Below are 21,767 nucleotides of genomic sequence, written 5' to 3' on the forward strand. Positions count from 1 at the left end.
AGAGGACGTACAATCTAACATCGCGAAAGCCAAGGAATTCCTCCAGCCAAACGCCAAACAATACCCGGTGTGGCGGCACTCCAGAAAAAAGCATTTCCCAAAGCAATTTTTCCAGCTACTGGCATAGGTAGCTTCATCATCCCTTGTAAAACCCAGCGGTCTAAGGGCAAAACCAACAGCCACATCAAGGCAATCCAGATCGATCCTATCCAAAAAATAATCCAAGGTAAGTTACTGTTGAACTGACTGAATAAGTCTTCGGCGAAGAGAACATCTAAATTGTTAATTTGCCCTGATAAATAAATTCCCTGGGTGGCTAAGGCAGCTTTTCGCAATTCGGGGGCTTGCTGGCCGATAATAATGGAATGAAGCCTCACTTTTTTTAGGGCGGCTTGGGTAATGGTGGCTGGCGCTACTTCAGCTTTCCCATCGGTGACCAGCAGTAATTCCCGACAGGTGTTTTCCAAGCTTTCCAAAGAAGAAATGCCTTTTTGGATAACTTGGTCGATATCGGTTTGGTCGGGTTCGACTTTTTCGGGAAGCTGCGGGTCTTGCAGGACTTGCGTTAACTGCCGCTTTACTTTCTGACTGTTATCGCTAAAGCTTTTCGTCAAAGGAACCACTTCCCCACCAAACCCCAGAATTTGTACTTGGTTGGGTTGGCGTAGATTCTGGGGGGAATTTTCGTCGAGATAAGCCCGTACGGCATCAATTTCTTGGGACATGGTGGAACCAGGGGCGTTAAAGTCCCCGGATTCGTATGTGCTATTGCTCAAATCCAGGGCAATAGCCACGCCGACGGCTGGTCTTCCCAGTCCTAGGAAAGCAAACAGTAGCAAACCCAGACAGGCAAGTCCCAAAAAAATCAGGGGAATCTGAAATAATGGGTAACGCCAAAGGGCACGACGGGAGGATCTCACGGTTTTTTTCTTCCTTGTTGTTTTTCTACCTGAGAGACACTGCGATCGCTAGGTCTGACTAAGTCCATATGAAAAATGATTTAGGGACAGCGATCGCGACAGCCACGCTTGAAATTGACAAGATAGCGCTGGCTGCGTGAGATGGAACGGGTCGCTCCCAAAGAGCTTTCCATCCATTTGATTTGGTTTTCCCATCCCTAGCCAAGATATAACAGAGAAGGTTTCCTTAGCATTGTGCCCCAAACATAGAACCCTATCTATCCTTCCTATGCTTTGGTGTGCCAATTTCATTAACAAAGTGTATAGCAACCTTGCCAATCATTTTATGTCATTATGTTAAGTCGGCAATGGGAGACCGATTGGTGGTTCTTCCCGAAAACGCTATAACAACCAGGACATCTGAATTAGCCGATTTTCCGTTTTGGGAGCATTTGATGGCGGAATGGCCATAAAGAAACCTGAGATTGTACTGTGGGACTCATTGGATTTCATAGAAATAAATATATCTTATGGTTTTATTTTTTGCCACTGGTGGGCATACTGCTTTTAAAGAATAAGCTATTTAGTAGAAATTTGACAATGTTTAGGATTTTTAAAAGAAAAACTCTAAGTTTGCAATTACAATATTAGGAAATCCAGCCCGATTTGTCGTATGTTTTAGGAAGCAGCTAATGAGTCCTTGGACTTGTACGGGACCGCCAGGTGAAGAGCACGAACCGGTCAATAATTCGACCCCGGTGTGTACGGTGTGCGGTCGTCCTCGCGAGGAAAGTGAAAAAAACCCACCGCCTAATGGAACGTCTAAAGGTCCGAAACCACCGAAATCTACTTTGATTGCCGCCTCCACAGCTGCTTTGGTTGTTGTTGGTGGCGTATTTATTTGGCAGTTGCCCAACATCCCAGTTCTCTGCGATACCGTAGGCAACTGCGCTGTAGATAAAGAAAATCAAAAACTGTACGAAACCGCCGTTTCCGAAGCAGACAGTGCCGTCAACGCTGCCAACCAAGCCACACAAGTATCTGAGTTACAACAAGCCCGCGATCGCTTGCAAGGCGCGATCGAGCAATTGCGATCGGTATCTCCCGAATCCAAACAAGTGTATCTGCAAGCCCAAGACGCCCTTACTGACTACGAAGGGCAGCTAACGAGTATGGACGAACGGCTGCAAAAAGAGCAAGTTGCCCAGCAAAAGCTCAACCAAGCCACCAACCAAGCCAACTCTGCCCAACAGCAGAGCAGCCAAGCTAGTACGCTAGAAGAATTTGAAGCAGCTCAAGCCAAGTGGCAAGAAGCAACAAAAGCTTTAAAGGAGATTCCGGACAATACATTTGTCACGGCACAAAAAGAGCAAAAATTACCCCAATACCAGAAAAAAGTAACAGAACTTGAAGACAAAATCGAACAAAAGGTTGCTGCCCAACGCCAACGTAGAAATTCCTCTCAAAACTACCACAGAGGCGATATCGAACAAAAGGTTGATAATGCCCAACGCCAACGTAGAAATTCCTCTCGCCACTACCACAGAGGCGATCGCACGGGATCTAGAGGCACTCCACCACCACCAGATCCCAAATCGCCTGCCGATCCTTGCAATCCGGTTTGGGGAGACCCTGCGCCTGGATGTTCTAGTTCTCAGTCAGGTTCTTCCTCAGAACCAGTTTGGTAAGGAATTGTTGGGCAGTTATAAGATTTCCCATGGAGGCTATACTCATGCGAAGATTCAAACTCATTGCAGCTTTTTTGATGGGGTTGGCTTTGGTTTTAGCTACCAATCTCCCCGTTGCTAGTATTTCCAGTTCTTCTGTTGTTCGCGAATCCCCGCCCGATTCCGCGCAAGTTCCTCAAAGCGATCGCAGCTATCCCGTCGCCTTAAATATAGGGAAACTCTTTACCTTTTATCAAGGATTGCAAGAGTCGGACTCGCTGATTCAACAGGGGAATATCCAACAGGCAGCGCGGATTCAAAAACAACTCAAAGAGGATTTTCCGCGACCGGATGCGGTTCTCGCTCCTATTACCGATGTAGAAAACCTTTCTAATGAGGGCAAAAAATATTACGAGTTAGCCGAAGCTGGAATTGACAGCGGATTAAAGGATAAAGCTTTGCAACCTTTGAAATTGCTCACCAGCAATTATCCAGACTTCCTTCCCGGTCACCTCATGCTCGCTAAAACCTATGAAAAATACGAACAACCAGACAAAGCCTTAGAAACATTAGAGAGAGCTACAGATTTTTATCCCCAAAGCACAGAAATTCTGGATGCCAAAATCAAACTCCTCAAAGAAGATCATAAATACTTACAAGCATCCATTGCCGCCCGCAAATTGACAATTACCTTTCCCAACCATCCCCAAGTTGATAAATATAAAAAAGTAGCCAAGGACAACTTTTTGGCTTGGAAACAGGATATAGAAGGTTTTGTCACAGGGGCTCGTCTCGTTTCTGCCATGACAGGGGATCTTTCTTCTGCCAGAGAGCTAGCTGCGATTATTGCGCTGGGAGAAGTGAAGTATGGAGAATATCTAGCCGAACAATACAAACAAGAACTGCCTTTGGTGGAAGACGAAGAGGTAGTGAATTATGTTGATTCGATAGGTCAAAAAGTAGCCAAAAAGCTAGGTCGCCAACAAGACAGCGTTGGCAATCCGATTAAATATGAATTTTATGTCATTGATGCTCCCAATACCAATGCTTTTGCTTTGGCAGGTGGGAAAATTTTTCTCTATTCGGGATTGCTAGAAATTCTGAATTCAGAAGCAGAGCTGGCAGGGATTTTAGCCCACGAAGCTGCTCATGCTGCTTTATCTCATAGTATTGAGGAAAAAATTGAGTTTACTACAGCACAAAATATTTCTAAGCTAATTCCTTTTGGGTCATTTCTGACTGACTTACAACAAGCAAAATATAACCGTCACCAGGAACGAGATGCGGATATTTTGGGTACGCGAGCTTTAACGGAAGCCGGTTATGCAGCTGATGGTTTGCACCGGGTAATGAAAACTTTTAATAAATTGGGATCGTCAGGTCCTACTTGGTCGGCCAGTCATCCGCCTACCGACAAACGAATTAAATACTTGCAAGATTTGATTCAGCGTCGCAATTACAATCGTTACCAGTATGAAGGTGTCCAACCTTACTGGCAAGAGAAAAATATCCTGCGGGAAAATCTCAGGTTTTCTTTAGCTAGTCTCGATCCGGAAGATGTGGAAGAAGATTCCGGTGGCGGTGGACTTTTGGGTAAAATTGGCGATGCTATCAGCGATGCCGTTTCCTTTGGCGGTGACGATGACCTAGAAATTCCGACTCCTTCGGATGGTCTCATCCAGCTAGCCAACTTACAGCAAGCTGCCACCTTAACCCAACAAGAAGCGGATGCCAGCGAAGAAAGCGAAGCGCAAGCCGACAGTCAAACGGAGGATACCGAATCCCAGCAGGCTACTGCGGATAGTAGCAATACCAGTTCCGAGTCGGAAACTGCCGATGCTACAGCAGGAACAAATTCTACTGTAGAAGGCGATGCATTGGTTTCCGAGTCGCAAGAAGGCAATGCCACAAACGAAAGCAGCGATGGTGCAGAAGAAGCGCCAACACCACAAGAAAACACCGCCGACAATGACCAGCAAACTGCCCAAGGAACTTCCCAAGGAACCCAAAAAATTCCTTTTGAGAATTTTTGGCAGGAAAAACAGGGTGTGGTTTTGCAACTGTTGCATGCCAATGTAAAGCCCTGGGGTCGCTATACCTTAGATATTAAGGTGGAAAATCATAGCGAAGAAAAATTTGGCATTGGTCCTTTTGCAGTTGATATTTTGACCTACGAACGGGAAGAAATTCCTTCTGATTTTAAAGTGAAAGAAGGAAATGCTATCGTCGAACCAGGGGATACTCTAATTGCAACGGTGAAAGTAATTGGCCAGAAATGGCAAACCAATGAAGGAAAACAAGAAGAAACTGAGAACCAGCAAGGATTGGTACTAAGCATTCGGGAGTCCACGCCAGCTGGTCGTGTTTTCCGTATAGGTTTCTAACTGTATGTAGTGAAAAGTTGGCTTGGGGGAAATCAAAATTTTTCTGCTCTTTCCCCCTAAACATTTTTGATTTCGAGGAAAGAGTTCTAGGTACCGATGATGTGGCGTCGATTTTTTTACCGATTGGGAACCACCGCGATCGCTACCATCGCGATCGCTGGTTCTGTGTTACCAGCATCTGCCAAACCTTGGCAGGAAATTCAGGAAATGGCACGAAAATTTACCGTGCAAATTCGCCCGTCGGGCGATTATGGTTCTGGTGTTCTTATTGGGCGCGAAGGAAATACTTACTACGCCCTTACTGCCTGGCACGTGGTCAGTTCTATTAACCCCGATGAAAGCGGTAGAATTGTTCCTTACGACCAAATCACCCAAACAGGCATTCAATTTCACTGCCGGGATATCGTGGTCAAACCCGTGGCAGAATGTGGTTCCAATGAAGAAGCTGCCATCGACTTGGCTGTGGTTAAATTTACCAGCGACAAAGATTATCCCGTAGCCACCCTTTCCCAATACCAATACAACATGTATCGAAATGTTACCTATTCAGAAAACGGTTCCATGCAAACAGACCGCAGCAATGGGGAACTGCCTTCTGTTTACATTGGTGGTTATCCGCTAGAAGGCGGGATGCCAGAATTTCGGTTCAATCCCGGGCGATTGTTTGACAATACAGGAACGGCGCTTTCCCATCCCCGGGTAGGAATCCAAGGATATCGACTGGTTTATACCAACTTATCCCATAGGGGAATTAGTGGCGGTCCAGTTTTGGATGCAGAAGGTCGCTTAATCGGAATTCACGGTAGGGGAGACGGGAAAGAAATTCGCAGAGAAACCGATGACGAAGGCAATATAGTTCATAAAACTGTAGAAGACTTCATTGAAGAAGTTAGCAATAAATTTCCGGTCAAATTAGGTCTGAGCGCTGGCATTCCTATGCCTACTGTTCTCCAGTGGATACAACAGCATTCGTCGGACCAATCCCTTCTTTCTCTGCTTGACATTGAAAATTCTGCCCCCTCCGAGGCCACGTCAAATGCTTCTTTAAGAAATAGTTGGCAGCCGCCACAAATTACTCAGAATCCAGGAAATCCTTTTCGATTTATTGCTTTAGGTAATAACAAGTGGCGGTTAAATAATATCGAAGAAGCATTATCTGATTTTGAAAAAGCGATCGCTCTACAACCAGAATATTTCTTGGGATATTTGGCAAAAGGAATTGCTCTCAGTTACGCCCAACGCCACGAAGAATCTTTGCAAGCTTGTGCCACAGCCAGACGGAAAATTGAGGCTACTTTAGGCGAACGACGAGAAAACAGCCGATATCGCTACGATCCTTTACGATGCGAGGCGGAAGCCTATGCCAAATTAGGAAAAACAGCAACAGCCTTGGAAAGGTTAAATGAAGCCATCAATTTGGATTTTGAAGAGGGGAGAAACCCTTCAGATTTGGCTTTAAAAGCTGAGTGGCTATACGCCCAGCAACAATATCGCGGTTCCGAACAAGCATTTACAGAAGCTATTGAATTGCGCGAGGAAAGTGAATTGCCGCGATCGCCTTTGCTGTTCAACAATCGAGCCACGGTCAGGATGCAACTATCCAAAAAACAAGCAGCGTTCCAAGATATTGAAACGGCTTTGGATATCAATCCCAATTTTGCACCAGCTTGGAGCAATAAAGGATGGTGGCTGCGCTTGCAAGGTCAATTAGCAAAATCTTTAGAAGCTTACAATCGTGCGGTCAAACTTGCCCCCAACGATGCCAATGCCTGGAACAATCGCGGTATGACTCTCTATCAGATGGGGCGAGAAAGCGAGGCTTTAGAATCTTTTGAAGAAGCCTTAGAAATCGACCCCAATTATACCCCAGCTCAGGAAAATCGCGATGCGCTGGTATCGCAACAGTGATGCATTCCCGCTATCTTTTAGGGAGAATCGCAAATCATACCAAATCCGATATACATAAACCCACAAAAATTTTGTAGGGCCGATTCGCGAATCGACCCTACACCAGGAAATTTCCATGGATAAAATAGCGAGTCTGTTTGAGGTGGATTTGGTATCAAACCTACAGGGAATTTCAATTTTTACGTTTCGTTTGAAATTGCTATATTAGGAAAAGCTTCCCTCCCGAAAAATGGAGAGAAGCCTGGTGAATTGCTCTGACTCATGGCAGAAATCTTGGTTTCTTTACCAAACTGAGCCACTGCTACTGTTGTTGCTGGTTTCTTCGGTGTTTTCCGCTTCCGGTTCGCTGGTAGGGGTGGGTTCCGTTCCAGCTTCCACAGGGGCATTTTGCAAATAGTCTTCCATATCGAGGTAAATGCGATCGCCGGTTTCGTTAAGCGTTCCTGCTTGACCGCTACGGAAAGCCAACAAAGCTTGCAACCTGGAACTTGGACTTTGCCAAGGTTTGAGCGTGTACAAGACATACTCGGAAGTACAACTAGCGCCCTCACTGGGAACAGCACAGATGACCGGCAAACCGTTGACACGCCCGGTGGTCAAGTACTTCAAGTTGCCGTTGTTGTAAAATTTGTCAAAACGTGCAGACACTTGTTGGCAGCGTTCCTGGGGAGTATAGCCAGAGGAATCAAAATGGTCGGAAACCCAGCGAATGACTGGCAAATCCCCCCTAGAGGTTTCCGCCATGGTCGCTGGGGCACCTTTGCTCTCGCCACAGAAGAAAGAGCTAGCCATGCCCGCACGTACGTTGCTTTGATTGCTAACCACACCAGCAGCTACAGCCAAGGCTGAGGCTACTAGGGCGGATGTGATGTATTTTCCTCGCATAAGCAACTCCTATGAGCGAGTCGTCGCTTTTGATTTCGAGTTGTTCGTTTCCTATTGTAGCTCGTAATTAGAAAATGACGACCGAGAGATTGCGGAGATGATATCTTTCTTGACAATTTTCCAAACGTTTTTGCCTATAAGGGGCTTATAATGCTTACATGTCGGGGAAAGATGTTCGTTTAACTTCCTGTAAAGAAGGAAAAGGGGTTGGCATTTTTTGACACGGAAAGACCCGTACCTAACAACCGAGTATTTTCTGGTAGCTATTCAGGAAAAAAGTGAGGAAAACGCGCCGTTACTTGCTTTTGGGAAGTCTGAGAGGTAAATTGAGGAGCTCGCTGGCGAAAGGTTTGTACGGGAATTCCCCAATTAGAACGGACCATTATTTCTTTTAGTTTGGGTCTGGGACGAGTGCCGTCTTGGTATACATAAGGATCGCCCCATACGGGATGAGCGCCTTTGCCGTGAATGGCAACCACTTCACCGGCTAAGTTCAGCACTGGACCCCCACTCATTCCTTTGGCTAGGGAATTGGTATACCCAATTTTATATCCTTGTTGCAAAACTTTTTCTAAAATTCCTGAAACTTGACCAATTGTAAAAAGAAAACCGTTGGCGGTGGGGGGTGGTTCGTGGAAAGGAAAACCAGCAACGGCAACTAAATCTCCTTTGTTCAAGGAATGGGAATTTCCCAATTTAGCAACTTGATAGGAAGCGTTGGGGCTGCGAAACTGGACTAAGGCGAGGTCTTGGTTGGGAAATAAGGTTTTGCCTACCTGGGAGGCTTGATACGTTTGACCGTCTGGGGTTTGTACGTGATAGATATCGCCGAATGAAAGCACATGATGGTTGGTGACCACCGTATAAGTATCTTGGGAACGATGGACCATAATGCCCGAACCCCAATTTTGGCTATCTGGCAACCGACTTTCGGTGACCAATAATTTAACTGTAATTGCACGAGCGCGATCGCGCAATTTTGCTTCCCTTTTAGGGGGAAGAACAGCTACAATAGGTTCCTGCAAGGAGATATTGGGTTTCAGGTGTTCGGAACTGGGAAAATAAGGTTGGGGCGATGGTAATGGAGGAATAGATGGAGACTGGGAACTTCCGGAGAATACCGAGTTTTGGTTAAAAGTCAGAGGCACCGCAAAACCAAAACCGATGCCTGCTACAATTGTGAGAAATGCTAGCGATCGCCCCTTCATCGTTAATTCCTAAACCTACTACCAACAAATCCCTTTGCGAGTTGGTGTTACAAAAAACTTTAGCAAAACAATAACAAGAGCGAACGTGGATTCGCTCCTGTTACCCACAAAGTGCCTGCCTACAATAGGGTAGCACCGATACAAGTCACGATGGAGAAACCGCCATTTAATCCTGAACGTATTCCGTTCCTGTTTTCAAAGCCTGTTCGGCGCGCATAAACTCCCGACCCAAATAGGCAGCGTGGTCGAACATGGTCACCGGGCAAGATTCTTTATCTTCCTCAAACAGTTTCACGCAAAGTTCTTTCGCGGTTCTGCCAGTATAAATTTTGGTTTCGGTACGTTCGACCTTGCCCTTGGCGGGAATGGGTTTGCCTGTTTCTGGGTCGGCTGCCAAACCCCGTTCGTCAATGACGTTGGTAAAATGTTTGGCACAAATTAAATCGGCTTCTCGGTCTAAGTAAATAAGAAAATAGCCGCCCGGATCCAAGTCGATGTGACGCTTGGATAGTTCTTCGTCAACGGCAGTCATGGTTTCTAAGTTGGCCATAAGCGATCGCGAATCTTAAAATCTCAAATTTTTTCTGTATTCTCCTTTCTACGATCCCATGCTTGTGGCTTCTTGGCAAGGTTAGGTCCCCCTAGGCTGTCAAATTGGCTACGAATTGACGGTTTGCAGCAACGCTTCCACCCGTTGGCGGATTTCATCGCGTACTTGACGAAAGGTTTCAATAGGCTGCCCATCTGGATCCTCTAGCTGCCAGTCTTGGAAAATCTCCCGTACCACCCATTCCTGGGGCAAATTCACACCGCAACCGCACAGAGACACCACCGCATCGTAGTTTTGCGGCTGAAAATTCTCCAGCGAATCGGAAGTTTGCTGGCTGATGTCGATGCCAACTTCTTGCATTACTCGAACGGCGGTGGGATGCACTTGACTGGCTGCCAATCCGGCACTGGTTACGCCAACGTTACCATTTCCCAAGTGGCGGGCAAATCCTTCTGCCATTTGCGAACGGCAGGAATTTTTTTTGCAAACAAACATAATCTGTTTCATGAAACTTTCTCCTAGCGTAGGGAAGAAATGCAACGGGGGTCCAGTAGCGTTGCTTTTTCTGGGTCGCGGGGAAACCAAGCTGCCGTTCGCTTGCAGACTTCCACCAGCATCAGCATCAACGGAACTTCAATGAGAACGCCAACAACTGTGGCTAAAGCTGCCCCCGAGTTGAGACCAAATAGCATCACGGCAGTTGCGATCGCAACTTCAAAATGATTGCTTGCCCCAATCAACGCTGCTGGTGCCGCATCTTCGTAGGTCAAATTGAGTTTCAAACTAGCTACGTAAGCAATCAGAAAGATAAAATTGGTTTGCAAAAATAGGGGAACGGCAATTAGCAGAATGTGCAAGGGATTGTTGACAATCAAATCTCCCTTAAAAGCAAACAGCAACACCAGCGTTGCCAGCAAAGCTACCGTGGCAACCGGCGATAAATAGCTTAAAAACTTACGTTCGAACCACTCTCGCCCTTTGTATTTAAAAATCCAATGTCGCGTATAAGCACCCGCTGCCAAGGGCAATCCCACATAAATCAGCACCGATAGCAAAATGGTTTCCCATGGAACGAAGACGTTGTTGGCTTCTAGCAACAACCTGCCCAACGGGGCGTATACTAACAGCATCACCAGGGAATTCATCGCTACCATCACCAACGTATGCCCTTGGTTGCTGTAGGAAAGATATCCCCACATCAACACCATCGCCGTACAGGGGGCAATTCCCAATAAAATCGCACCGGCAATGTACGAATCTGCTAGGGCAATTTCGGTTCCGCCTTTGAGAATTTCAGTGCCTTCTATCAGCGGTCGAAACAGCCACCCCAGGAAAAATTGGGCAAAAACCACCATGGTAAACGGTTTCACCAGCCAGTTGACAATCAAAGTCAACAAAACCGGTTTGGGGGCGCGCATTGCCCGGGATGCCTGGGAAAAATCAATTTTGACCATGATGGGATACATCATGAAAAACAGACAGACGGCGATGGGGATGGATACCTGATAGACACTCATGGCATCCAGGGTATCGGCAATGTTGGGAAAGGTTCTGCCCAAGGCAATACCGGCAAGAATGCACAGAACTACCCAGACGGTGAGGTATTTTTCAAAGAAACTGAGGGTTCCCCCGGCTTGAACGGCTTTGGGGTTGTTTCTGGCGCGATCGCTACTCATCAATCTTCCTTTGATTAAAATTTTTTGATGGGTTAGACAAAAACATTCTGGCTAACCAACATTTTGGGTGATACCACATCCATTATTTCAATTAAATTTGATTTGTCAAGCGTACCCAGTCACCGCGATCGCCCCATCCATCCATTCAAGTTGCCTGCTTCAGTCGCATTTGGGCGCTGGTGCCAAACTGCTAAAGCGGCGATAATCGGCGAGGTATTTTTCCAAAGCCACAAATTGGGGGAGATTGAGGCTGTAGTAAATCCAACGTCCTTCCTGGCGAGAACGCACCAAATTGGCTTCTTTCAGGGTTTTCAGGTGAAACGAGAGTTTGGACTGGCTGACGCTGAGGCGATCGCACAAATCGCACACGCACAATTCATGCGATCGCAGCATTTCCAGCACTTGCAACCGCAACGGGTCGGATAGGGAGCGAAATCCAGCCACCAAAAATTCCCGCGTATCTTCAGCTGCTGCATGCATCAAATTTTCTTGAACCATTTTTTTTTATCCTTCAGCAACATACGAACCGGCTGTCGATGGAAACTTTTTTCATTGTATTGACAAATTTACGTCTGTTGGTATATTGAAAAGTTTTGCCAACAGCTAGGTATGCTTATCTTTGAGAAAAAGTCGCGTTAAAAGCCAGGTCATACCCAATCCGATGTAGTAAATCAATTTAGAGACTGAGGAGGGGGAGGAGGGGGAGGAGTGGGAGGAGTGGGAGGAGGGGGAGTACTGAAGAAGACTGCAGGTGGTGAGGTGGGAAATTTTTCGGGTCTTTGCAGTATTCGATGTGTATAGACCACAAAAACTTCGGAGGGGTGATGCGCGAATCACCCCTACAGAGGAAATTTCAATTTGTAAAGTAGCGAATTTGTTGGAAGTAGATTTGGTATCAAACACCATCCGGCAAATCAATTATTCCTGACGCTTTTGACTTTCTGGATTTTCCCGACCTACAGCATTTTCCATCGCTGCCAAACAAGCTGACGAAGCCGCCAAAATATCCCGTTCCTCGCCACCTAAATACAAACGTCCGTAGCTGCCCACTGCTTGAATCTGTAAAATATTAATTTCAGCAGCTTTTTCTGCTTCGTTGGCTGCCAAAGCGGCGTAGGCGGCTGGTGTCATTTCCATAACGTAGAGGGTTTGCCCTGCCAGCAACATTTGCCCGCGACGGTTGCGGTTGATTAACTGCGCTTGATGGGCATCGATATTGCGGATAATTTGGCTGGATACCACCTGCGGTTTCAGGCAATCCCTTCGTTCCACGCCCAAAGCATCCAAAATCGCCTTCCCGGCGGTCAACGTTTCTCCTTGGCGATTGGCATGGATTTCCAACAAGCCATACAATCGTTCTACCATTTGTACGCCCGGGCGTACGGAAGTGGCCTTGAGGGCAACATCGGTAACGCGGTTAATTTCAATGCCGGGGGAAATTTCAATCCACAACGAGGCATCCCCTGGTAGCGGCAAAAAGCCAATGGAGACAGTGCCAATATAGGCAGCGTGTTGGGGTTGTAAGTTATCGAGAAAGACGTAGCTACGAAGTTCTACACCCAAAGTTGGTTCTCCCGTCGAGATTTTGATACAAGCAGGGGTTGGTAGGTGCCATTAGTCAAAACCATAGGCACGCCATGCTTTCTTTTATCACAGATTGCGTCTAACTCAGTGGCTGGCAATGGATTTTACCGCAGCCAGCAGGCTATCTAAATGCTGCTGTTGGTGGGTAGCCATCACTGTAAAACGCAGGCGACTGGTGGGAACGGTGGGTGGTCGGACGGCGGCGGCGAAAATGCCCCGTTCTTGCAAGGTTTTGCCGGCAGCTACGACCGATTGGGCATCGGGCATTTGCAAACAGAGAATGGGGGAGTCGGAGGGGAGGAGTTTGAGGCGGGCGTTGACAGGAGAAATAATTTCGGTTATCTTTTTTGTAATCTGGCGAATATTGTGCCAAAGGGCTTCCCGGCGTTGGGGTTCGTTACGGGCGATCGCGATCGCTTCTAAAGCAGCAGCGGTATCGGCAGGCGAGAGACCAGTGGTATAAATCCAACTGGGGGCGCGATTGCGCAAGAAGTCGATTAAATTGGCAGAACCCGCTACATAACCGCCCAAACTGGCCAAGGCTTTGCTGAGGGTTCCCATTTGAATGGGAGGATGGTCGCTGAGGGCGAAATGTTCCACGGTTCCGGAACCAGAATTGCCAAAAATACCGGTAGCGTGGGCTTCGTCTACCATGACCATGGCAGAATATTTGTGGGCGAGGTCCATAATTTCTGGTAAAGGACACAAATCGCCATCCATGCTAAAGACGCTATCGGTGAGAATCAAACAGCGGCGGTATTGGCAACGGTATTGCTGTAATTTTTCCTGCAAATCGGCCGCATCGGCGTGGCTGTAGGTATAGACGGCAGCGCCGCTAACTTTGGCACCGTTGAGCAAGCTAGAATGGTTGTATTCGTCGCCTAGGATAACATCGCGGGGATTGGTTAATGCTGCGATCGCGCCTAAATTGGCTAAATATCCGCTACTAAATACGATCGCATCTTCGGTTTGTTTCCACTGGGCAATGGCTGTTTCTAACTGGCGGTGGAGATGGCGGTGACCGGTTAGCAATCGCGACCCCGTACTGCCAGTTCCGTATTGTTGGGTAGCGGCAACGGCGGCGGCGATGGTTCGTTCGTCACCTGCCAATCCCAAATAATCGTTGCTGGCAAAATTAATTTGCGATCGCCCTTCCAATTCTACCACGGGTCCAGCTTTAGAAGCGATCGCGCGGACCTGGCGGTGCCAGTTGGCTTTATGGATGGTGGTTAAGGCTTTATCGATCCAAGCATAGGGATTTTCCGGCATAGCCATTTCTAGAAATTATTGTTGTCGCCAGGGGCAATTCGCAAATCCCCCTTACAAGAATTACTATTTTTCTATATATATAGCAATTTATCGTCGATTTGAAAGTAAAATACGAGCGATCGGATTGTGTAGAGAGCGCCAAGCGTACAAAATAGAAGGGATAGTGGTAAAGCCATTAAGAAACGGGGATACTATGCCAGATTCCATCATGTACGAATCCGATGCCTATGTGGTATTGGAACCCAACCAAGAAGAACAATTCCTCTCAGCGACCGAACTGCTAGAAAAACTCAAACAGGCGATTCAAAACTGCCAAAACGACCAACTGCCACCAGAGTTGCAGCAAATGGGGTCGCTTGAGGAACAGGCGCAACATATGATGGAAACCTACTGCGAGTTTACCGTCGAACCGGGGAAATTTTTGCAGTGGTACGAAGTTCGGTTGGAAAAATAGACAGCAGGTACTGAGCTAAATTTTAAATTTCCCCATCGCGAACCAAAGCCACTTCTACATAATCGGAGGACAGTTGTTGCAATTCTATCCGAACACCGGGACCAAAGAACTTGGTCATTTTTTCTTGTTGGTTTTGCCAAGTTTCCCACGGAATTTGGGGAGAATGGAACTGCAAAACGAGGGTATAACTACCATGGCGGTCTTCTTCGCGAATGCCTTGTAAGTTGGGACGTTCTTCGTCGGTGGGACTCAATCCTATATATTCTAGCGAAGTGTCTAAATGGGCTTGCTGTCCGTAGCGAAAGCGGGTTACGTCTTTGCGGATTTGATTTTGGGTGGGGGTGGCTTGCTGGTTGCGTAAGGTGATGGTGGATTGGGAAGTGGGTTCTAAATAGGGGATGGGTTTGAGTTCGGCAGCTTTTAATGCCAATCCCCCTAAAACGATCGGAATGCCGTAGAAAAAGCCAGCGAGATTTAAGGTGGCGTTGCCTTGGGCGTAGGCAACAAATCCGACGAGGGTGAGAGGGATACCAATAACCAGGGCAACGTTTGCTAGAGAGATTTTGCGAAACATTTGTCAATTGGGTGATACAAGGGGTTCTCTGTAGACTCTATCAGAGAATTGGACCGTTTTGGTTGGGGAGGATGGGGGTATGGGAGCGTGGGTGCCTAATATGGAAATAGGTTTTGGTGTTTTGGTGAATCATAGAGTGATATTTAGGATTTGCATCAGGAGTTGCAATGATTGGAGAGTTGAGGGGGAGTGGGAGAAGCGATCGCCAAATTTTTAGATTTCTTGGGGAAAGCTCGTATGCTGAAAATTTGATTTGGCGGGGGTTTTCCAGGGATGGTATTGGTTTTGCAAATTGCAGGGCAGCGGGGGCGATCGCAATTATTGAAAATCAAAGCTTATATAGAGAATTAAAAAACATTCTTGTTGTTTATCATATTCTTTGCTACGCTTAACAATGACGACAACCCAAACACTCACATCCAAAAACCAAAGGTTGCGTACCAAGTCACCTAAAACCGCGATCGCCCTATTTCTTTATTGTGGAAATCAACAATTTCCAGAGAAATAGAGATGATTGGGGCGTTCGAGAAACCTTTTTGCCTTTTAAAACCTTAAAAAAATAGAAAAAAAGGGAGGCAACCCCGTGAATGGCTTTTCTCGATATTTCTGTCATAAGTTTTTCATAACCACTGTGGCTTCTGCCGTCGGTTGTTTATCATTCCCAAATTTCGGTAGCGGCAATAAAAACCAAACCGATATCACCGCAGCGTCAGAAGCTGCCCCCAAAACCACCCGTATGATATGGGGATACATGCCCATAGTGGAAGCGGGGCTTTAGTAATTCTGGAAACCCTGTCTACAAGTTCTAGGGGTAAAGTGCTTTCCCCTTACTTTTTAACTCATTGATAACAGCGATCGCCGTTTTTTAGAAGAAGCGAAAGGAGGTTTTCGTGGAGTTCTTGTCCGAATTTTTTGCACGCTTCGTGGATAAATTGCAGTCCCCGACACTCGGCTTTCTAATCGGTGGTATGGTCGTTGCTGCCCTCAATAGCCGACTGCAAATTCCAGATGCGATTTATAAGTTCATTGTCTTTATGCTGCTCATTAAAGTCGGTTTGAGCGGCGGTATTGCGATCCGCAATGCCAATCTGGCAGAGATGCTGTTGCCTGCGGTGTTTGCTGCGGCCATCGGAATCCTGATCGTACTCATCGCACGCAACACATTAGCCAGGCTGCCGAAAGTCAAAACCGTAGATGCCATTGCGACCGGAGGCTTATTCGGTGCCGTGAGTGGCTCTACCCTTGCCGCCGGTCTCACAATGCTGGAATCGGAAGGCATGCAATACGAGGCCTGGGCTGCCGCCCTCTATCCCTTTATGGACATCCCAGCACTCGTGACTGCAATTGTCTTAGCCAGCATTTATATGGGCAAGCAAAAGACCAAGCAAGAAGCCCTCAGCAAACAGGAAGCCCTCAGCAAACAGGAAGTCCTCAGCAAGCAGGCAGTTGGTGCAGGAGGTGGGTATCCCAGCGAGTCGGAGTATCCCAGCAGCCGGCAGGAATATCGCGAGCAGCAAGGCAAGCGAGTCGAAATATGGCCTATCGTGAAAGACAGCCTCCAAGGTTCTGCCCTATCGGCACTGCTGCTCGGTCTGGCTTTAGGCATCCTAACCCGTCCGGAAAGTGTCTATGAGAGCTTCTTCAATCCCCTCTTCCGTGGTCTGCTTTCGATCCTGATGCTGGTCATGGGTATGGAAGCCTGGGCAAGAATCGACGAGCTGCGCAAGGTAGCTCAGTGGTACGCCGTATATGCTGTGGTGGCACCGCTACTGCATGGGCTCATTGGCTTTGGTCTCGGCATGGTTGCTCACTACACAACGGGATTCAGCCCTGGCGGTGTCGTAATTCTCTCCGTCATCGCCGCCTCTAGTTCGGACATCTCAGGACCACCCACTTTACGGGCTGGCATTCCCAAAGCCAATCCCTCTGCCTACATTGGCTCATCCACAGCTGTTGGCACGCCGATTGCGCTTGCTTTAGGTATACCGCTCTATATCGGGCTCGCCCAAACGCTGATGGGAAGCTAATCTTACTTGCCGTTAATTTCTGCGTAATTGAAAAAGTACACGTGTTCAGAGGTGGCCCACATGAGCCAGCAAGCCAGCAAACTTGTCATCATCACGGAAAAGTTATTGTTGAAAAAGATCGCCAAGATCATCGACGAAGCCGGAGCTACCGGTTATACGGTGGTAGACGCTGGTGGTAAAGGCAGTCGCAACGTGCGCTCGTCGGGACAACCCAGCGTTTCCGACACCAATTCAAATATAAAGTTCGAGGTGCTAACCCCCAATCGAGATATGGCCCTGAAAATTTCAGATGAGGTCGCAGCGCAATTTTTTGAGGATTATTCGGGCATCACCTATCTCTGTGACGTGGAGGTACTGTACGCACACAAGTTCTGACGCAAAATCTTGTAGCGAAATTTAAATATTTTTCGCTGTCAAAAAAGCTGAAACTCCCTGTAAGCAAGACAATTATCCCATTTCTGAAAAACAACGATTGTCTGGAATTTCTCAATTACCCTGGTAGGGGTGCTTCGCGAAGCGCCCCTAATCACGCGTTGCGCCCCTACAAAAATGCCTCTATTATCTCTTGCATATTATTAAGGAAATGGTATTAGGTCGTTCCCTCAAGGAAAGTTCCTCTATCGACCTAATTGTCCCATGAGGTAAGGCTTTGACACTAATTGAAAAGGCGTTTTTGCCAAATTCCCGTTAGCTAGCTATTCCCTCAAACTAGTAGCGCATCTAATTTAACCTTATGGGTCAAGCGATGGTCCGAAGCATAAGTATCTTTGGCACCATCGCTATAGTTTCTAAATTTAAAATCAATTTATACCATTTTGAAAAACAATGATTGTCTGGGATTTACAATTTTTTGGTAGGGGGCGCTTTGCGAAGGTCTCTTACAAAAAACTTTCCCGAAGCTCTCTTGCAAAAATTTCAAGAAATAGGATTAGCCTAGATGCGCTACTAATACTAATATCTTATTGATGGGGCGATCGCGTTGGGCAGTAGTGGTGCGATTCAAAAAATTTTGGCGGTATTTCCTCAAAGAGTTACAGGACGAACGGTTTCTGTATCGAGTCGAACAGTTGCAGGGTCAGCTTTCTAAATTTTTGACCCTAGTAATGGTCGTTGTTTTGCTCGTGGCTGCGGTAGATTTAGTGGTAGCGATCGCCCAGCAGTTGTTATCCCGCTCGTTAGGTTCGCTAACAGATACCTTATTTTCGATTTTTGGATTATTTTTAAATATCCTCATTGCTTTGGAAATTATGGCAAATATTACAGCCTATTTGCGGCAGCATTACATCCAATTAGAGTTGGCTATTGGTACAGCTCTCATTGCCATATCGCGAAAAATTGTTTTGTTTGACTTTAAAAAAAGTTCTGGCTTGGATTTAATTGGTTTAGCGATCGCTGTTTTTACGCTAACCATAAGTTATTGGATTATTCGCTCTGGTATTAATAGTAAAAAATAAGGTAGAGATTCTGGAACCGATATTACGATTTCCCGTTGTAAAAATCATCAGTGGCAGGCATATATATTTTTTGTACAATCGTTTGGCTCAATCGAAAATCCTTTACACTCGGCGAATAGGCATTTTTGTAGGGTGGGCAATGCCCACCATACGAGATTCTGGGACCGATCTTGCGATTTCCCGTTGTAAAAATCATTGAAAGCGGACTAGAAACAAAACTCTAGTTGGTCTGTATGTTACGAATAATCCTGACAAAATTGCAGCAAATGGTTGTGAAATTCATCGGTGGCACGCATGTAGCAAGCATGACCGGCTTTTTCTAAAATAACCTTGCGTACGTTGGGCATGGTTTGTTTTAAAACATCGGCTTGCTTGGCTGGTACAATGCGATCGCTGCTTCCCCAAATTGCCAGAACCGGTAAATTCACATTTGCCAATTGCTGTTTGAACTTGTTAATCCCTACCGGCGCAACTGCTACCCATCCGCGACATTGCTGGGGATATTGCACAATAAACGGCAGGCTGTATTTGCCACTCATGGAAGGGGAAACGATAACTGGCTGGGAAAGACCGGTTGCCTCCAAAAAAGCCAGCAAAAACTCCGCCGGCTGGGCTGCTGTCTTTTGCGATTTCCCATATCCGGGCAAATCCATGGAAACAGCATGATATCCCTGTTGGGCAAACCAAACCAAAGACCCCAGTTCTTCCCAGGTTTTGGCAGAAAAGCTGGCACCGTGGAGAAACAAGATACTGGGAGATTCGGCATTGCCGGCTTCTAGGTAGTGGATGTTGGCGTTTTGGATTTGGACGTTGCGATCGCCTATTTGATGGGATGCTTGGGAGGTCATAATTGCATCTCCTTTCGTTACTGGTTCTATTGTGCCATTTCTATTTCTTCCTTATTGGTAAACAGGATATTGGCTATTTTCGCTAATCCTATTTTTGATAAGATCGGCGATCGCGTCTATGCCAGTACAGACAATTCAGGGATTTTTGATTCCAGTAATTTTAAGTTATCGGGGTAAGGAGTTAATGTTTAGGCTGGTTAATATTTTTTGCGTTTAAACTTTGAAAATTCTAATCAAAATGGCGAATTTGGGGATTTTTTTGTCAAGGGGTTAATTGAGAATCGTGTCAATTATTTTACGAACTTGCGTCTTCTCAGCCAATTTGGTAGAATTGGGATAATTTCATAATCAAGGGGTCGTCTGTCTTTTCAACAGAAAATCGCTACAAAAACGCCCGCACCCCCCAGAACTTCGTCAGACAAAACGCGATCGCTCCCCTTTTCGCTTCCATCTCGGAGCGAACCAATCGGTGCAGTTTGACGATTTTGCTCACTTGTGGTATGCATTGATGCCCCCGAACGATTGCCCTGGCTAATCCTCTTCCCCTCGAACGTTTTGAGATTTTGATAGAAAAGGCGAATTTGGGGATTTTTTTGTCAAGGGGTTAATTGAGAATCGTGTCAATTATTTCACGAACTTGCGTCTTCTCAGCCAATTTGGTAGAATTTGGATAATTTCACAATCAAGGGGTCGTCTGTCTTTTAAACAGAAAATCGCTACAAAAACGCCCGCACCCCCCAGAACTTCGTCAGACAAAACGCGATCGCTCCCCTTTTCGCTTCCATCTCAAATTTTAGGGTTGTCAGGCGGAAAAATTTGATGATATGGCTAATTTGTGGTATGATGGGGGTTTTGGTAAAACGAAGCATAGAGCGATGGGAAGCGATCGCTTCTATCTTGATTCTAAAAAATCGCTACCTAAAGATTCAAAAACTACTAACATTGCCAATATCCTTCCTGTTCCATTGGTTGCGGACACCAATTTCCTGTATTAACAACAAAAGCAGATTCGCGAATATTAGAACGAACGGCGATATTCGCGTTGTCAGCTTCAGTTTTAGAAGGAAACGGTCCAATTGTCGTAGCAAACAATTCTCCTTTTTGATAAATCACTGGTGAATATCCCAACTTCCTGGCAGTATTGGCCTCATATTGGGCACCATTTTGACCCAAAGAACGATTTCCCAATATTTTTATCCAAAATTTCAGCTTGCTGGGTCGCTTGTTCCAGACTATCCTATCCTTTGCTGTGGTAGTTTCCGCTAGAAATATGCAATTGTTACTGTGGAAGTTCCTATACAAAGCGAGTTTGCATTTATCGGACTTTCATCACAATAAAATATATCTTTATAAAAAATACAAAGTCAGTTTAATTGACAGTAAATTTCAAAATGAATTATACAATTGATAAAATTAAAAGTCCTTTGCGCTATCCCGGCGGTAAATCCAAAGCTCTCAAGACAATTATTCCCCACCTACCGCCGAACATCAAAGAATATAGAGAACCGTTTGTGGGGGGTGGTTCGGTTTTTCTGGCGGTGAAACAGTTGTTTGACAGACAAATCCAGTCGTATTGGATTAACGATTTGAACTACGATCTGTTTTGTTTTTGGAAATACGCTCAAAGCGACATCGAACATTTGGTTTCTCAAGTTCGAGATATCAAGCAGAAATACGATAATGGTCGGGAATTATTTCATAATTTAACTCATAGCGATTTAAAACCGAGCGAATTTGAACGAGCGGTACGTTTTTTTGTTTTGAACCGCATTACTTTTTCTGGAACAGTCGATTCGGGAGGATATTCCCAACAGGCTTTTGAACGTCGCTTTACCGATTCATCTATAGAGCGATTGCAGAAATTATGTTCTGTCCTATCTTCAGTTCGGATTACAAATCAGGACTACGAAGAGTTATTATTTCAAAATGGAGAGAACGTGTTTATTTTTCTAGACCCTCCCTACTTTCGTTCTACCAAATCCTGTCTCTACGGCGTTAAAGGGAATCTCCATACTTCTTTCGACCACGAACGATTTGCCAACAATATGCGTCGCTGTTCCCATCAATGGCTGATAACCTACGACGATTCTCCGGAAATTCGAGAACTATTTGATTTTGCGAAAATTACGCCCTGGAATTTGCAATACGGTATGAACAATTACAAACAAACTTCGGCAGCGGCGGGGCAAGAAATTATGATTCAAAACTACTGATAGGGGTTGTATGTGCTTGGCTGCGATCGCTTGGCTGGTTTCAGAGACCATCGGTTATCTCAATTTAATGAAAAACTACCAAGCATCGGATACAATGGCAATATGATAAGCTAGTGTTGCGTCAATTTGGTTTTTGGAACCAACAGGAGACAACCGAACGCGCTCTT

General features: G+C 46.0%; 20 protein-coding genes. 8 read left to right on the forward strand and 12 right to left on the reverse strand.

Going from position 1 to position 21,767, the window contains the following annotated elements:
• Positions 1 to 14: 14 nt before the first annotated feature.
• On the reverse strand, positions 15 to 920 hold the full coding sequence (locus AS151_RS14365) for a vWA domain-containing protein (RefSeq protein ID WP_071517748.1): 906 nt from the start codon (positions 918 to 920) through the stop codon (positions 15 to 17).
• 671 nt (positions 921 to 1,591) lie between these two features.
• On the opposite strand from AS151_RS14365, the gene AS151_RS14370 reads away from it, so the two are divergent.
• The 3 genes from AS151_RS14370 to AS151_RS14380 all read left to right on the forward strand — a co-directional run bounded on the left by AS151_RS14370 (position 1,592) and on the right by AS151_RS14380 (position 6,858).
• Complete coding sequence (locus AS151_RS14370; RefSeq protein ID WP_071517749.1) at positions 1,592 to 2,587, forward strand: hypothetical protein; 996 nt, start codon at positions 1,592 to 1,594, stop codon at positions 2,585 to 2,587.
• A 44-nt stretch (positions 2,588 to 2,631) separates the two neighbouring features.
• Positions 2,632 to 4,950 carry a M48 family metalloprotease gene (locus tag AS151_RS14375; protein ID WP_170861408.1) on the forward strand — a complete coding sequence of 773 codons (2,319 nt, stop codon included), beginning with the start codon at positions 2,632 to 2,634 and terminating at the stop codon, positions 4,948 to 4,950.
• Between the two features lie 96 nt (positions 4,951 to 5,046).
• Positions 5,047 to 6,858, forward strand: coding sequence for a tetratricopeptide repeat-containing serine protease family protein (locus AS151_RS14380; RefSeq protein WP_084639609.1), 1,812 nt, complete (start codon positions 5,047 to 5,049; stop codon positions 6,856 to 6,858).
• Between the two features lie 282 nt (positions 6,859 to 7,140).
• Here the strand turns inward: AS151_RS14380 and AS151_RS14385 are convergent, their stop codons facing one another.
• From AS151_RS14385 to bioF, 8 genes are all read right to left on the reverse strand, one after another.
• Positions 7,141 to 7,743, reverse strand: coding sequence for a COP23 domain-containing protein (locus AS151_RS14385; RefSeq protein ID WP_071517752.1), 603 nt, complete (start codon positions 7,741 to 7,743; stop codon positions 7,141 to 7,143).
• A 263-nt stretch (positions 7,744 to 8,006) separates the two neighbouring features.
• Positions 8,007 to 8,951: a serine protease gene (locus AS151_RS14390; protein WP_071517753.1), complete on the reverse strand. Its 945-nt coding sequence runs from the start codon at positions 8,949 to 8,951 to the stop codon at positions 8,007 to 8,009.
• A gap of 166 nt (positions 8,952 to 9,117) precedes the next feature.
• Positions 9,118 to 9,501 carry a DUF4346 domain-containing protein gene (locus tag AS151_RS14395; RefSeq protein ID WP_071517754.1) on the reverse strand — a complete coding sequence of 128 codons (384 nt, stop codon included), beginning with the start codon at positions 9,499 to 9,501 and terminating at the stop codon, positions 9,118 to 9,120.
• A 108-nt stretch (positions 9,502 to 9,609) separates the two neighbouring features.
• Positions 9,610 to 10,008: an arsenate reductase, glutathione/glutaredoxin type gene (gene arsC / locus AS151_RS14400; RefSeq protein WP_071517755.1), complete on the reverse strand. Its 399-nt coding sequence runs from the start codon at positions 10,006 to 10,008 to the stop codon at positions 9,610 to 9,612.
• A gap of 11 nt (positions 10,009 to 10,019) precedes the next feature.
• A complete protein-coding gene (arsB, locus tag AS151_RS14405; RefSeq protein WP_071517756.1) occupies positions 10,020 to 11,177 on the reverse strand; it encodes an ACR3 family arsenite efflux transporter in 1,158 nt (385 codons plus the stop codon).
• 159 nt (positions 11,178 to 11,336) lie between these two features.
• Positions 11,337 to 11,675 carry a metalloregulator ArsR/SmtB family transcription factor gene (locus AS151_RS14410; RefSeq protein ID WP_071517757.1) on the reverse strand — a complete coding sequence of 113 codons (339 nt, stop codon included), beginning with the start codon at positions 11,673 to 11,675 and terminating at the stop codon, positions 11,337 to 11,339.
• A gap of 420 nt (positions 11,676 to 12,095) precedes the next feature.
• Entirely contained in the window at positions 12,096 to 12,740 is a 645-nt protein-coding gene (locus tag AS151_RS14415) for a hypothetical protein (protein ID WP_071517758.1), read from the reverse strand.
• 105 nt (positions 12,741 to 12,845) lie between these two features.
• Positions 12,846 to 14,030 (reverse strand): 8-amino-7-oxononanoate synthase, encoded by a 1,185-nt coding sequence (bioF, locus tag AS151_RS14420; RefSeq protein ID WP_071517759.1) that lies wholly within the window; start codon positions 14,028 to 14,030, stop codon positions 12,846 to 12,848.
• 193 nt (positions 14,031 to 14,223) lie between these two features.
• Here bioF and AS151_RS14425 point away from each other — a divergent pair, with 193 nt between their 5' ends.
• The gene (locus AS151_RS14425) at positions 14,224 to 14,484 is read left to right on the forward strand and encodes a chlororespiratory reduction protein 7 (protein ID WP_071517760.1); all 261 of its coding nucleotides are present in this window, start codon (positions 14,224 to 14,226) and stop codon (positions 14,482 to 14,484) included.
• Between the two features lie 22 nt (positions 14,485 to 14,506).
• Here AS151_RS14425 and AS151_RS14430 read toward each other — a convergent pair whose 3' ends face one another.
• Positions 14,507 to 15,058 carry a DUF2854 domain-containing protein gene (locus AS151_RS14430; RefSeq protein ID WP_071517761.1) on the reverse strand — a complete coding sequence of 184 codons (552 nt, stop codon included), beginning with the start codon at positions 15,056 to 15,058 and terminating at the stop codon, positions 14,507 to 14,509.
• Between the two features lie 890 nt (positions 15,059 to 15,948).
• Between AS151_RS14430 and AS151_RS14440 the strand changes: the two genes are divergently transcribed.
• From AS151_RS14440 to AS151_RS14450, 3 genes are all read left to right on the forward strand, one after another.
• On the forward strand, positions 15,949 to 17,085 hold the full coding sequence (locus AS151_RS14440) for a sodium-dependent bicarbonate transport family permease (RefSeq protein ID WP_071517763.1): 1,137 nt from the start codon (positions 15,949 to 15,951) through the stop codon (positions 17,083 to 17,085).
• 60 nt (positions 17,086 to 17,145) lie between these two features.
• Positions 17,146 to 17,460: a hypothetical protein gene (locus AS151_RS14445; protein ID WP_071517764.1), complete on the forward strand. Its 315-nt coding sequence runs from the start codon at positions 17,146 to 17,148 to the stop codon at positions 17,458 to 17,460.
• A 614-nt stretch (positions 17,461 to 18,074) separates the two neighbouring features.
• Positions 18,075 to 18,539 carry a phosphate-starvation-inducible PsiE family protein gene (locus tag AS151_RS14450; protein WP_244533026.1) on the forward strand — a complete coding sequence of 155 codons (465 nt, stop codon included), beginning with the start codon at positions 18,075 to 18,077 and terminating at the stop codon, positions 18,537 to 18,539.
• Between the two features lie 236 nt (positions 18,540 to 18,775).
• Here AS151_RS14450 and AS151_RS14455 read toward each other — a convergent pair whose 3' ends face one another.
• The gene (locus tag AS151_RS14455; RefSeq protein ID WP_071517766.1) at positions 18,776 to 19,387 is read right to left on the reverse strand and encodes an alpha/beta hydrolase; all 612 of its coding nucleotides are present in this window, start codon (positions 19,385 to 19,387) and stop codon (positions 18,776 to 18,778) included.
• 936 nt (positions 19,388 to 20,323) lie between these two features.
• Complete coding sequence (locus AS151_RS14460; protein WP_071517767.1) at positions 20,324 to 20,575, reverse strand: hypothetical protein; 252 nt, start codon at positions 20,573 to 20,575, stop codon at positions 20,324 to 20,326.
• Between the two features lie 215 nt (positions 20,576 to 20,790).
• Here AS151_RS14460 and AS151_RS14465 point away from each other — a divergent pair, with 215 nt between their 5' ends.
• The gene (locus tag AS151_RS14465; protein WP_071517792.1) at positions 20,791 to 21,600 is read left to right on the forward strand and encodes a DNA adenine methylase; all 810 of its coding nucleotides are present in this window, start codon (positions 20,791 to 20,793) and stop codon (positions 21,598 to 21,600) included.
• Positions 21,601 to 21,767 lie beyond the last annotated feature (167 nt).

Source organism: Geitlerinema sp. PCC 9228, from assembly GCF_001870905.1.
In the GTDB taxonomy this organism is placed as follows: Bacteria; Cyanobacteriota; Cyanobacteriia; order Cyanobacteriales; family PCC-9228; genus PCC-9228.